Source organism: Variibacter gotjawalensis (assembly GCF_002355335.1).
GTDB lineage: Bacteria > Pseudomonadota > Alphaproteobacteria > Rhizobiales > Xanthobacteraceae > Variibacter > Variibacter gotjawalensis.
Genome location: NZ_AP014946.1, coordinates 3,218,257 through 3,230,849, shown reverse-complemented (window position 1 = coordinate 3,230,849; position 12,593 = coordinate 3,218,257). Strand labels below are relative to the sequence as shown.

The following is a 12,593-nucleotide window of genomic DNA, read 5'->3' as shown; positions in this document are numbered from 1 at the left end:
GAGCAGACGTTCGGCTCGGACGACGAGCGCTTGTGGGCATTTTGCGAGGGTGCGGCCGAGGCGATGAACCCGGGACTGGAGAAGTGGCAAGGGCGCGGCTCGCACTAGTTGTCCATCACGCTATCTCGGCACATATTGCACGCGGTCAACATAGCGAGGCCGCCGAAATGTCGGACGAAGGAAAAAACGTAACGGAAGAGACTGAACGTATCGTCGCTAAGCAGATGGAGCTTGAGCTAGAAGTTAAGCGGATTGAAAAAGCTGCCAGCGATTTTGTTGCGAATCCCGAGTTAAAGCTCGACCCCGAGCAAGCGATCCAAAAACTGCAAGCGATCGGCAGCGACCTCGCCAAACTTAAAGACGGTATGCAAGCTAATATGGAAGCCTCGAAAAAAGTGTTCGAGCGAGCCGACGCGCGCCGTAAAGAGCTGATGGATTTGGAAAAAGATACTTCGGACGCTCGGATTAAGATGTGCAACCTTTTATTGGTCGCGCACGCCGCTTGCATCGCGGCTGTGACTACGCTGATCAAAGAGGCTTCTGCGCTACAAGTGCTCAAAGGGCTGGGGTGGGTCACATGGTTTTTCGTTTTCGGACTAATGTTCGCAGGAACCAGCTATCTATACATCTGCAACGACCGTGAGGCGCGATTGTTTTCTGTGATTGCTCTGAAAAGCCCGCCCGCAGGTCACATAGCGCTGATTAGCCGATCCATGTGGGCGTCATTTATGTGCCTAACCACGCCAGTGGCTATCCTCGCCTACAAACTCCAAAACATGTGAGGGTTGACAGTACGTCGCGCATCTGCTGACCGTACACTAAGTGCCTGATTTGACAAATCTTTTTGCTGTGACATCCTCTTCTGGCAAGGGGGAATCACTCACATGACAGACTTTGAGACTTGGCGCGCCGCGGTGCGCGAACAGTACGGCTGCGACTGGCTCGTATTCCGGGAGCCTGCAGATACTTGGCGATACGACGATCTCGTTGAAGGATACGAGCGGGGAGGGTGGCGCGCGGTGCTAATGCAAGGCTTGCTACAGCTCGGCTTGGAGGCGGACCAAATCAGATGGCACGCAGAACAGCGAGGCCGGCGCTGGCGTGGGATCGTTTATGAGGCTAGCTAAGCTGCGAACCACAGCCACATTGATCGCGTGAGATATGCGAGGAAGATAACACTGGCAACGAGAACGAGAGTCCGCGCTGCACTGTTGAGCGAAGCTTCCCAGGCTTCTAGCCGCGACGAAATCGCATCAAGTCGACTAGATACATCTTGCAGCGGTGACCGCGGCGCAGGTTCGTCCGAAGAGTTTTCGCGCGGCGGCATGGTCTGAAACTGGACGTTTAGATTCACGATATCGACGTCGCGTTCATTAGGCGGCTCGTTCAGCCAAAGCGTACTGTTATGGTTGCTTCGCAACGGGTCGTTTGCATCCTTCCAATCATGCGCGAGTTCGATCGTGATACGAACTGGGGTCCGACCGGCGACCAATTCGCTCGCTAAGGAATCAATCTGGGTAAGCGGCATACCGAAGGAGAAATCCAATCGGCTGCCGTCCTCCGCACGCCCAACGTAAAACATTCTTCCTATGGGGCCTGCAGCGTCCGCTTCTGTGCGCGTGAAGAGTGTAACGCCCGCCGAGATCGTTGCGCCGAAACGTGGATCGCAAAACTTCTCACCTGTCGCCAGCTCGAAAACATCTGAGTAGGTCGCAGTCGACGCTACCTCGATCGATATTCTGGGATGCCCCCGGGGATAGTCGTAGCTGACGTAACATTGGAGCGGGCGTAAATTCAGCCACATCATGTCGGCCTTCAATCGTGTGGATAGCGCAACGAATCTAAGCGCTCGCCAGTCAATTGTGGCAAATTAAATTCACGATGCTCGAGCTATTTAAAAACATACCGCAAATCGCTGTCTTGGCGACCGCACTACTTTCACTTTTTACAGTGGGTTACTTCGATAAAGTAGGAATGCATCTTCTAGGTCTCGTCGACGTATCGAACTTAGTATATGCGTTCGGCGTGGCTTACGGACTTGTATCCGCGCTATTCATCGTCGTGAATGAAAGCACGGTCGGCATGCTCGACGATTTTGCGAAGAAGCCAGGTGCACTTCTTAGGATAGTCGGCTGGCAGTCTAAAGCGCTTATTTTGTTCGGTTGCAGCATTGCACTTTGGTTCGCAGGTTTGCTTTGGCAACCGGTTAGCTTCCTTGCCTCAGACTTCTTACAGGCTGTGGCCTTCTTCGGCATGGCCTTGTACATGGCCACTGTGATTTTTGTCCGACACCGCGTCGAAGCGCGAGTATCAGGGATCGAAGCAGGAGCGCTTGCACTGCTGGTCATCTTCTTCACTTACAACTCGGGACAAGCGAAGGCCGATTATGATTTGTACGCTTCGACCGATAATCGCTACGACCTCCACATTAAGCAGGTTGGGATGGTCGACGCGCGGATACTGCGAAGCTCGTCCGGGGGGCTGATTGTGGCTGTCCACGGGAAAGTTCGATTTGTGCCGAAGGATCAACTCATTTCTTTGGTCAGCCGCAACCCAGTGAAGTGGCCCTGATCATCATTGGGGCCGAAATTGGGGCCGCAAAATCGCTGTTCTCAAAACTGTGCAATAATCACAACGCGATAGCGCATGTCCGACCGAGCCGTGGCAGGGCTCGTCATCAGCGGTCTCTACAATGTCGATGGTGCGCTGCGGCGAATAACATCGTCCGCGTTTGCTATCTAGGCGCAACTATCCGTTAGCTCAAGGTATTTTGGCTGTCTTGACACCCCCCGGGGTGAGGGCCACCTAATACTCCGCAAACGCGTACGAATGATTCCGGGCAGGTGAAACGTACCCGCCTGATATTGCGGACAAAACAGTGCCGCAGTCCTGACCCGGTCTATCGCGCTTCGCGCCGGCAGCCTTTTAAAGGGGCCGATACGAGGTGGCGCAATGAAAGGACCTACATTCATGGCCACAACCAAGCCACTGCCAGCACCCGGCGAGGTTAAGACCTATCCGCTGCTCCCGCTTCGCGACATTGTGGTGTTCCCCCACATGATCGTGCCGTTGTTCGTTGGCCGCGAGAAATCCGTCAAGGCGCTCGAGGAAGTCCTCAAGAGCGACACGCATATCCTTTTGGTGACCCAGAAGAATGCGGGTGACGATGATCCGGCGACGGACTCGATTTTTGAGTACGGGACGCTTGCTAGCGTGCTCCAGCTGCTCAAGCTGCCCGACGGCACCGTGAAGGTGCTGGTCGAAGGCGCTGAGCGCGCCAAGGTCGTCAAGTACACGGACCGCTCGGAATATTACGAAGCGGAAGCCACCGTGCTTGCGGCACAGACCGGCGAGCAGGTTGAAGCCGAAGCGCTTGCGCGCTCGGTCGTCAACGAGTTCGAGAGCTATGTGAAGCTCAACAAAAAAGTATCGCCGGAAGTCATCGGCGTGGTGCAGCAGATCGACGACTATTCGAAGCTCGCCGATACGGTCGCGTCGCATCTGCAGGTGAAGATTTCCGACAAGCAGGCCGTGCTCGAAATGCCGAGCGTGTCCTCGCGCCTCGAAAAGGTGCTTCAGCTGATGGAGAGCGAAGTCTCGGTCTTGCAGGTCGAGAAGCGTATCCGCACGCGCGTCAAGCGCCAGATGGAGAAGACCCAGCGCGAGTACTACCTCAACGAGCAGATGAAGGCGATCCAGAAGGAGCTGGGCGACGAGGACGGCAAGGACGAACTCGCCGAACTCGAAGAGAAGATCAAGAAGACCAAGCTCTCGAAGGAAGCGCGCGAGAAGGCGACGCACGAACTCAAGAAGCTGCGGCAGATGTCTCCGATGTCCGCCGAGGCGACGGTCGTGCGCAACTATCTCGACTGGCTGCTCTCGATTCCGTGGGGCAAGAAGTCGAAGGTCAAGCACGACCTCACCGCCGCGCAGACCATCCTCGACTCCGATCACTACGGTCTCGACAAGGTCAAGGACCGCATCGTCGAGTATCTCGCCGTGCAGGCGCGCGCGAACAAGCTGACCGGCCCGATCTTGTGCTTGGTTGGACCTCCGGGCGTCGGCAAGACGTCGCTCGGCAAGTCGATCGCGAAGGCGACCGGCCGCGAATTCGTGCGCGTGTCGCTCGGCGGCGTGCGTGACGAAGCCGAAATCCGCGGTCACCGCCGGACCTATATCGGCTCAATGCCGGGCAAGATCATTCAGTCGATGCGGAAGGCGAAGTCTTCCAACCCGCTGTTCTTGCTCGACGAGATCGACAAGATGGGCGCGGACTTCCGCGGCGATCCGTCGTCGGCGCTCCTTGAGGTGCTCGACCCAGAGCAGAATTCGACGTTCGCGGACCACTATCTTGAGGTCGACTATGACCTCTCGAACGTGATGTTCGTGACCACGGCGAACACGCTCAACATCCCGGGCCCCTTGATGGACCGCATGGAGATCATCCGGATCGCGGGCTACACCGAGGACGAGAAGGTCGAGATCGCACGCAAGCATCTCATCCCTCACTCGATCGCCAAGCATGGCCTCGAGCTGAAGGAATGGTCGATCACCGACGATGGCTTGCAGTTCCTGGTTCGCCGCTACACCCGCGAAGCGGGCGTGCGTAACCTCGAGCGCGAGATTTCGAACCTGATCCGTAAGGCCGTGAAGGACCTGATGATCGACAAGAAGAAGAAGTCGATCAAGGTCACTCCGGAGCTCGTCGAGCACTATCTCGGCGCACCGAAGTATCGTTACGGCCAAGCCGAGCAGGAAGACATGGTCGGCAACGTCACGGGTCTTGCCTGGACCGAGGTCGGCGGCGAATTGCTGACGATCGAAGGCGTCATGATGCCCGGCAAGGGCAAAATGACGGTCACGGGCAATCTGCGTGACGTGATGAAGGAGTCGATCTCGGCGGCGGCGTCTTACGTCCGCTCGCGTGCGGTGGCCTTCGGCATCGAGCCGCCGCTGTTCGAGAAGAAGGATATCCACGTGCACGTGCCGGAAGGTGCGACGCCGAAGGATGGTCCGTCGGCCGGCGTTGCCATGGTCACCGCCATCGTCTCGATCATGACCGGCATTCCGGTCCGTCGCGATGTTGCGATGACGGGCGAGATCACGTTGCGCGGGCGGGTGCTCCCGATCGGCGGTCTGAAGGAAAAGCTCCTTGCAGCTCACCGTGGCGGCATCAAGAAGGTGATGATCCCGGAAGAGAATGCGAAGGATCTCGCCGACATCGCCGACAGCGTGAAGGGCGCGCTCGAGATCGTTCCGGTCTCTCGCATGGACGAAGTGCTGAAGCACGCACTGGTGCGTCAGCCGGAGCCCATCGAGTGGGATGAGCTCAACGCCAAGCGCATCGACGTCCCGACGCCGGACGGCGATACGACCGAAGTCGGCCGCGTCTCGCACTAACGGACCTCAAGTTCCAAGCCGAAGCCGGCGTCCCGCAAGGGGCGCCGGTTTTGTTTTGAAATATTTGATATCAGCGAAGCTGATATGATATCATACGATGAGAGGTGATCCTGATGGCTGCTGTGACGATCAGAAATCTTTCCACCGCCACGCACCGCGCATTGAAGCAACGGGCTGCAGAGAGCGGACGTAGTACCGAGGCGGAAATTCGTTCGATCCTCGATGCGGCTGTGCGCCCGAAAGGACGGATCAAGTTAGGCTCTGAGCTTGCCTCTATCGGCCGCAAAGCGGGTGGCGTAGATCTCGACATTACGCGCGACAAAACACCAGCTCGCACTATCGATCTCGAATGATCCTGATCGATACGAACGTGATTTCGGAACCGTTGCGAAAAGCGCCAGCCGCGCCGGTCGTGGCTTGGCTCGATGCCCAAGCGATTGAGACGCTTTATCTTAGTGCTATCAGTTTGGCAGAGCTACGATATGGGGTTGCAGCGCTTCCGGCCGGCAAGCGGAAGTCTGCGCTCAACCGCGATCTAGAAGCCCGTATTGTTGCATTGTTCGGGCAACGCATTCTTCCATTCGATACCGATGCTGTCGATGCCTATGCTGCAATCCGGGCGCGCGCCAAGTCGTCCGGCCTCGCAATTGGCACAACCGACGGATATATCGCTGCAACTGCGATGGCACATGGCCTCATCGTTGCGACCCGAGATGTGAAGCCGTTTAAGGCCGCAGGTCTCAGCGTGATTGATCCTTGGGACTTGTGACCGCCGCTTCAACAAGCGGTTGGAGGAAAGCGTGACCAAGGAAACGAGCGGCTGGATCAACGGCTTGCTGGGTGTCGTGATCTTCTCGGCGTCGCTGCCGGCGACGCGAGCGGCCGTGGCGGATTTCGACCCGTTGTTCCTCACCGCCGCTCGGGCCGCTATCGCTGGCGTGCTGGCGGTGGCGTTGCTGCTCGTCTTCCGTGAACGCTGGCCGCAACGATCCGACCTCGGTTCGCTCGTCATCACGGCGATCGGCGTGGTGGTTGGTTTTCCGCTGCTGACCGCGCTGGCGCTGCAATACATCACGTCGGCTCATTCGATCGTCTTCATCGGGCTCTTGCCGCTCTCGACCGCGATCTTCGGCGTGCTGCGCGGCGGCGAGCGTCCTCATCCGGCGTTCTGGATTTTCTCGTGCGTCGGCAGCGCGGTGGTCGTCGGTTTTGCCTTCTCGCGCGGGCTGTCTTCGGCGCCGATCGGCGATCTCCTGATGCTGGCGGCGATTGTCGTCTGTGGCCTCGGTTATGCTGAGGGCGCCAAGCTCTCGCGGACGCTCGGCGGCTGGCAGGTCATCTCGTGGGCGCTGGTGATCTCACTGCCGCTGATGGCGGTGTTGAGCTTCATCCTGATGCCGCCGACCTTCCGCAACGTCGGCATTCCGGCATGGATCGGGCTCGCCTATGTGGCGCTGTTCAGCATGCTGATCGGGTTCGTGTTCTGGTATCGCGGGCTCGCGCAGGGCGGCATCGCGGCGGTGGGGCAGCTACAGCTGCTGCAGCCGTTCTTCGGCTTCGCGATTTCGGCGACTCTGCTTGGCGAGACCGTAAGCACGATGATGTTGATGAGCGCGGTGGCGGTGGTCGCCTGCGTCGCCGGAGCTCGTAAATATGCCGGGCGGCCGGCGGTCGCAGCCACGCCTATCGCGGCCGAAAAATAATTCGCCAGCGCCTCTAGCATAACGAGCGGCTCCCACCATTTGCGCCCGCCACGGCTGATCTTGCCGAGGAGGGAAGCATGGAAGGCGCGCGGAGTGCGTTCGACGAAGTCGTCACGTTGCGGCAGGCGAAGAAGCTGATCCAATGCATGGCGCAGGAGCAGAGCTTTCTGCTGCTGTCGCCGCCCGGGCTCGGCAAATCCGATATCGTCTACGAAGCAGCGCGCGAGGCCGGCTTGCCGTGCCGTTCGCTGCTCGGAACGCAGATCGCTCCGGAAGACGTGTCGGGCATCCCGCGCATCGTCGGCGAACGTTCGGTGTTCTGCCCGCCGCGCATTCTGCTTCCCGAGAAACCGGAGCCATTCTGCCTCTTCCTCGACGAACTCCCGGCTTGTGCGCCGGATGTGCAGAAGGCGTTCTATTCGCTGCTGCTGGAGCGGCGGCTCGGCGAGCACGCGTTGCCGCCCGGCACGTGGGTGGTGGCCGCCGGCAACCGGCTGCAGGACCGGGCGTTGGTGCGCGCGATGAGTTCGGCGCTTGTCAACCGCGTGACCATTTTGCAGCTGAAAGTCGACACCGACGAATGGCTGACATGGGCCCAGCAACGCGGCGTCCGCAACGAGATCCGCAGCTTCGTTCGCACGATCCCGGACGCGCTGATGCGGCCGGTGCCGGCCGATCCGGTGCCGTTCTCGACGCCGCGCGCATGGGCGCTGCTGTCGCGTGCGCTCGACATGGCCGAGAAGGCGGGCGTGTTGACCAATGAAACGCGCCGCGCGCTCGCCTTCGGGCGGCTATCGCCGGAGGATGCGGTCGTCTTCTGTGCGCTTGCCGAAGAACAGATAGGCGCGATGCGTCCGCTGGAAGATTACATCCGGCATCCGGAGCATCTGCCGAAGGGCGACTCGGCGCGCTGGTTCGTGCTCGACTGCATCCGGCAGTTTGTTCGCGATGGCCTGGCTGAGGGGTTCAAACCTGCCGTCATCAACCGCTTCCTGCGCAGCCTGTCGCATGAACATCAGCTGATCCTCGTCACCGACATGGTCGAGACCTGGGGTGCGCTCGGCGCCGACAAGGCGATGTTCGCGTTGCTTAAGAAAGTCGCGACATGACGCATCTCGAAACGCGTCAGCGCATCGAGCGGGGCTTGCGCCTGGTTACGGTGCCGTTTCCGCATCTGTCGGGGCTCGCCGCTGCCGTGCGCGTCGACATCGACGAGCGGGTGCCGACGATGGGCGTCTTCGCATCCGGCCGTCTCGTCGCTAATCCGGCATTCACGGCGCGGCTCTCCGCCGACGATCTGGTCTTCGTGCTGGCGCATGAGTTGTTGCATCTCGCGCTACGCACGCACGAACGCGCGCGCGGCTCGCATCATCTCGAGTTCAATTATGCGCACGATTACATCATCAACGACATGCTACGGCACGCGCTTGGCGTGAGCACGATTCCGGCCGGTGGACTCGACATGCCGGGTGCGCGCGAGCGGGCGGCCGAGGAGATCGTGCTGGAGATGCGGCGCAACGCGAACAGCATGTCGTCGCGCACGCAGGTGTGGGAGGGCGTTGTCGTCACGCTCGACCAGGTGCTCGGCGCAGCCGCGCAAGCCGAGCCGGGGACGACTGGCGACGTGCTAGACGCCAAGCGCGAGCGCGAAATGTTTCCGGGCGATAACGAAGATCAAGCCGCGAGAGCGCGCGCGATGCGCGATCTTGCGGCGCACGGGATGGCAATCGCCAAGGCACTCGGCATCATGCGCGGCCGCGGCTTCGAGAGCGGCGAGACGCAGCAGACCGTGCGTGCGCAGCGTGGCTTTTACCAAACGCCATGGCATGTCGCGCTGCAGACGATCCTTGATGGCTCGGCACCAGGCGAGCGGACCTATACGCGCGCCTCGCGCCGTGGCGCGGATCACGCGACTGTCGTGCTGCCGGGCCGCAAGCGAACGACGCAGATCCTCAACGTGATCCTCGATACGTCGGCGTCGATGAGCGACGACATTCCCTACATGCTCGGCGCGATCGGCGATTTCTGCGAGGCGGCGGGCGTCGACGATATCCGCGTCGTCCAGTGCGACACCATCGTTACTGGCGACGAGACCGTCGCGGCGCATGAGCTCGCCGAATATGAGGTGCGCGGCTACGGCGGCAGCGATCTGTCGCCCGCGATGGTGGCTTTGGCGGCCGATGCGCGGGTCACGGCGGTGGTCGTCATCACGGACGGCGACATTACGTATCCGGGCGAAGCGATGCCGTATGGCGTGCTGTGGGCGCTGCCGCGGCCGCAAAGTTCGTTCGCGCCGCCGTACGGCCGCGTCGTCTCCATGCAACGAGGAGTTTCGCCATGAAGGTCGTACAAGAGCTGGTGTCGTATTTCGACCGCAAAGGGAAGCTGTCGCGGCGGCAGCTGCGCAAACTCCTGGAGCAGAACTTCGTCGCGTCCGACGCGCCGGCGTCGATGCATGGGCTGTGCGAGAAAGTCGGCGCGACCTATTACTTTCGCGTCACCGGCTTGATCGAGGGGCAGCTCTGGGGCACCGACATCTACAGCGGGGATTCGACCATCGGTGCCGCAGCCGTGCATGCCGGGCTTCTGAAGGCCGGTGAGACGGGATATCTCAAGGTGACCGTTGTGACGCCGCCGGAAAAATTCCCCTCCACGACGCGCCACGGCGTCACCAGCACCGAATACGGACCCTACCAATATGCCTGGCGGCTGGAGAGAGTTTAGGACCTTGTCGGCACCGGCGAGGGCGGCTAAGTAGTCCGCGAAGCGCGATAAGCGCACCCGGGCGGTTAGCTCAGTTGGTAGAGCATCTCGTTTACACCGAGAGGGTCGGCGGTTCGAGCCCGTCACTGCCCACCATTTCCCTCTCTGCATTCGCGCGGCGAATGGCTCGCATCAGCTTTCCTGCATGGTCTAGCGCGCGGCGATAGAGTACGCCTCGCGCAGCGGACGCTTTTGACGCTCGCGTATGGAATGGGTGCGGGAGCGTGACGACCATCGAGAACCGGGCGACCGCGCGCCGAGCCTATCTCTTGTGCGCCATCGCGGCCGCTTCGTGGGGCGGCAATGCGGTCTGCGGACGTCTCGCGGTTGGCGAGATATCGCCGATGGTGCTGACGTCGCTACGCTGGCTGTTCGTGCTCGCGTGCTTTGGATTGTTCACGCCGAAGCAGACATTCGGCGAGTGGCGCGCGATCGCGCCGCATTGGCGCTTCGGCCTCATCATGGGCTTCATCGGATATACGGCGTTTGCGGCGTCGCTCTATGTCGGTGGCCATTACACGACCGCCGTCAATCTCGCGCTGCTGCAAGGCTCGATCCCGATCTTCGTCTTCATCGGGGCGTTCCTGCTTTACGGCACGCGGATGGACGCGGTCGCGATCTTCGGCGTCCTGCTCACCGTGATCGGCGTCGTGATAGTCACGTCGAAAGCTGATCTCGCGATTTTGCTTGGGCTGCGCTTCAATTTCGGCGACGTGCTGATCGTTGCGGCGTCCGCCTGCTATGCGGCCTACACGCTGTTTTTGCGCAAGCGTCCGCCGCTCTCGCCGCAGGCGATGTTCGCGCTGCTCGCGTTCGGCGCATTCGTCTCGTCGCTTCCGCTTGTCGCAATCGAGATTGCCCTCGGCAAGGCGCAGTGGCCGTTCTCGTGGCTTGCGCTCGGCATCACGCTTTTCGTCGGGCTGTTCCCGTCATTTGTCGCGCAGCGCAGCTTCATCCGTGGCGTCGAGCTCATCGGACCAGGTCGGGCAGGGCTGTTCGTCAATCTGGTGCCGGTGTTCGGCGCGCTGTTCTCTGTCGCGATCCTCGGCGAGGCGTTCGGCCTCTACCACGCGATCGCGCTCATGCTCGTCGTCGGCGGCATTCTGATCGCGGAGCGTAAGGCGATCTTCGGCCGCGCGACATAAAAAATGCCCCGCCGAAGCGGGGCATTTTTCGCAAGACTGCAGAATCGAATTAGATCGACTCTTTGAGTTCCTTGGAGGCGCGGAACGCGACCTTTTTGGAAGCCTTGATCTTGATCTGTTCGCCGGTCGCCGGGTTGCGGCCCATGCGGGCGGCGCGCTTGCGGACCTGGAGGATGCCAAGACCGCCGATGCGGATCCGGTCGCCCTTCTTGAGGTGCTTGACGATCAGGCTGATTTCGTCGGCGAGGATGGCCTCCGCGGCCTTCTTCGACAGTTCGTGCTGCTCAGCGAGTTTCGCTGCCAGGTGCTTAAGCGTGACGGTTGCCGGGGTCGCCGACTTTGCTGCTGCTGCTGCCATATTCAGATTCCTCCTCTGTTAGGCGGACGGGACTCAACGGCCCTCATGGGCTGTTGTGGTGCGATATGTCCCGACGGATCGAGCGCATATCGCCGGAATTCGTTTTCCGAGCTTTGCGAATACGCCTGATTCCACGCGATTCGCCAGGGGGGTGGGTGCGAGATTCCCGTATTTATCAGCACTTTTCGCAACTTTCGCATTGTCGAGTCGCAAAAGTGCCTGAAAACCGGGTGCTTTTGACGCAGGTGCGAGACGCGTTGTGCGCCGCTCGCAAATGCCCGCAACGTTCGCTTGACTTGGACAAGCGTGTTCCGTATCTCACGCCAACCCATCGGTCGCGCATCGCCGCGAACCCGGATTGGGGGCGTAGCTCAGTTGGTTAGAGCGCCGGCCTGTCACGCCGGAGGTCGCGGGTTCGAGCCCCGTCGCTCCCGCCATTTTTTCAGACACATCAGCAATCGTACAACGTGCGCGGCACGCGTCGTCGCATCGCAGATGAATGGCATGGCCGAATAACTTCGGACCGCGCTGACGATCAATTGACGGGTCAGGCATACGACTCGCTACGGCAAGGCGCCAAGCCTTATCGAACTGCGAGATACCAGCATGGCCGTGGACGAACTGTACGAACATATCTCGCCGGACGATTGTAGCAAGGAAGCCGACCGGTGCGATCACTGCGCCGATGATTCCAGACATCAGGAAGACGCGAGAATTTGGCGGGATCTGGCGGTTCGCTGGCGATCGTTAGCAGATGATGTTTCTCGCCAAATTCACTGAGGCGTGCTCGACCGACCAGTTCGGTAATATCGTGCCGTCAGATCGCCTTGCAACCTCTAACTCGTTCATTTTGCGCCACTTTGACGCACGAGTATCGCCGAAAGTTGGCGCTCACTTTAATCTTTGTGAAAAATGTCAGTCGTATTGTTCCCGCCGAGACTGAAAAACAAGGCGGAAAAAAATGAGAGCGCAAATCAAGAAGTTTCTGAAGGACGAGTCCGGTGCTACGGCGATCGAATACGGTCTGATTGCAGCGTTGATTTCGGTTGTGATCATCGGAGTTCTGGGGATCATCGGCACGCGACTGAATGTCAAGTTTGGGTCTGTAGCCGCCTCGCTCAACTAAAGCGAGCGAGTCGGCTTTATCTCGTCGGCAGCGGTAGGTCTGCGGCCTGCCGTTTTTGTTTGGGTCTGATGCAACTTCTTCCCGGCCGAGCGCGTTAT

Annotated in this window: 13 protein-coding genes and 2 tRNA genes; 13 read left to right on the top strand and 2 right to left on the bottom strand. The window is 60.1% G+C overall.

Annotated elements, in window-relative coordinates; all coding sequences use genetic code 11:
* Positions 1-167: 167 nt before the first annotated feature.
* A complete protein-coding gene (locus tag GJW30_RS15720) occupies positions 168-782 on the top strand; it encodes a hypothetical protein (protein ID WP_096356961.1) in 615 nt (204 codons plus the stop codon).
* 341 nt (positions 783-1,123) lie between these two features.
* Here the strand turns inward: GJW30_RS15720 and GJW30_RS15710 are convergent, their stop codons facing one another.
* Positions 1,124-1,807 (bottom strand): hypothetical protein, encoded by a 684-nt coding sequence (locus tag GJW30_RS15710; protein ID WP_130364517.1) that lies wholly within the window; start codon positions 1,805-1,807, stop codon positions 1,124-1,126.
* 74 nt (positions 1,808-1,881) lie between these two features.
* Here GJW30_RS15710 and GJW30_RS15705 point away from each other — a divergent pair, with 74 nt between their 5' ends.
* The 10 genes from GJW30_RS15705 to GJW30_RS15660 all read left to right on the top strand — a co-directional run bounded on the left by GJW30_RS15705 (position 1,882) and on the right by GJW30_RS15660 (position 11,011).
* Complete coding sequence (locus tag GJW30_RS15705; protein WP_096356955.1) at positions 1,882-2,571, top strand: hypothetical protein; 690 nt, start codon at positions 1,882-1,884, stop codon at positions 2,569-2,571.
* 399 nt (positions 2,572-2,970) lie between these two features.
* Positions 2,971-5,400, top strand: coding sequence for an endopeptidase La (gene lon / locus GJW30_RS15700; protein WP_096356953.1), 2,430 nt, complete (start codon positions 2,971-2,973; stop codon positions 5,398-5,400).
* Between the two features lie 113 nt (positions 5,401-5,513).
* A complete protein-coding gene (locus GJW30_RS15695; RefSeq protein WP_096356951.1) occupies positions 5,514-5,753 on the top strand; it encodes a FitA-like ribbon-helix-helix domain-containing protein in 240 nt (79 codons plus the stop codon).
* The gene (locus GJW30_RS15690) at positions 5,750-6,169 is read left to right on the top strand and encodes a type II toxin-antitoxin system VapC family toxin (protein ID WP_096356949.1); all 420 of its coding nucleotides are present in this window, start codon (positions 5,750-5,752) and stop codon (positions 6,167-6,169) included. Before GJW30_RS15695 ends, GJW30_RS15690 begins: the two co-directional genes overlap by 4 nt.
* Before the next feature lie 31 nt (positions 6,170-6,200).
* Positions 6,201-7,103 (top strand): DMT family transporter, encoded by a 903-nt coding sequence (locus GJW30_RS15685; RefSeq protein ID WP_096358862.1) that lies wholly within the window; start codon positions 6,201-6,203, stop codon positions 7,101-7,103.
* A gap of 77 nt (positions 7,104-7,180) precedes the next feature.
* Entirely contained in the window at positions 7,181-8,212 is a 1,032-nt protein-coding gene (locus GJW30_RS15680) for an AAA family ATPase (RefSeq protein WP_096356947.1), read from the top strand.
* Positions 8,209-9,444 carry a vWA domain-containing protein gene (locus GJW30_RS15675; RefSeq protein ID WP_096356945.1) on the top strand — a complete coding sequence of 412 codons (1,236 nt, stop codon included), beginning with the start codon at positions 8,209-8,211 and terminating at the stop codon, positions 9,442-9,444. The genes GJW30_RS15680 and GJW30_RS15675 overlap by 4 nt, the downstream gene beginning before the upstream one ends.
* The gene (locus GJW30_RS15670; protein ID WP_096356943.1) at positions 9,441-9,827 is read left to right on the top strand and encodes an LCCL domain-containing protein; all 387 of its coding nucleotides are present in this window, start codon (positions 9,441-9,443) and stop codon (positions 9,825-9,827) included. Before GJW30_RS15675 ends, GJW30_RS15670 begins: the two co-directional genes overlap by 4 nt.
* Before the next feature lie 59 nt (positions 9,828-9,886).
* Positions 9,887-9,962 (top strand) — tRNA-Val (locus GJW30_RS15665).
* A 128-nt stretch (positions 9,963-10,090) separates the two neighbouring features.
* Entirely contained in the window at positions 10,091-11,011 is a 921-nt protein-coding gene (locus tag GJW30_RS15660; RefSeq protein WP_245408530.1) for a DMT family transporter, read from the top strand.
* A 49-nt stretch (positions 11,012-11,060) separates the two neighbouring features.
* On the opposite strand, the gene GJW30_RS15655 is transcribed toward GJW30_RS15660, so the two are convergent.
* Positions 11,061-11,369 (bottom strand): HU family DNA-binding protein, encoded by a 309-nt coding sequence (locus GJW30_RS15655; RefSeq protein WP_096356941.1) that lies wholly within the window; start codon positions 11,367-11,369, stop codon positions 11,061-11,063.
* A 360-nt stretch (positions 11,370-11,729) separates the two neighbouring features.
* Here GJW30_RS15655 and GJW30_RS15650 point away from each other — a divergent pair.
* Together GJW30_RS15650 and GJW30_RS15645 are read left to right on the top strand one after the other, a co-directional pair.
* Positions 11,730-11,806: transfer RNA gene (locus tag GJW30_RS15650), tRNA-Asp, on the top strand.
* 524 nt (positions 11,807-12,330) lie between these two features.
* A complete protein-coding gene (locus tag GJW30_RS15645; protein WP_096356939.1) occupies positions 12,331-12,495 on the top strand; it encodes a Flp family type IVb pilin in 165 nt (54 codons plus the stop codon).
* Positions 12,496-12,593: the final 98 nt, after the last annotated feature.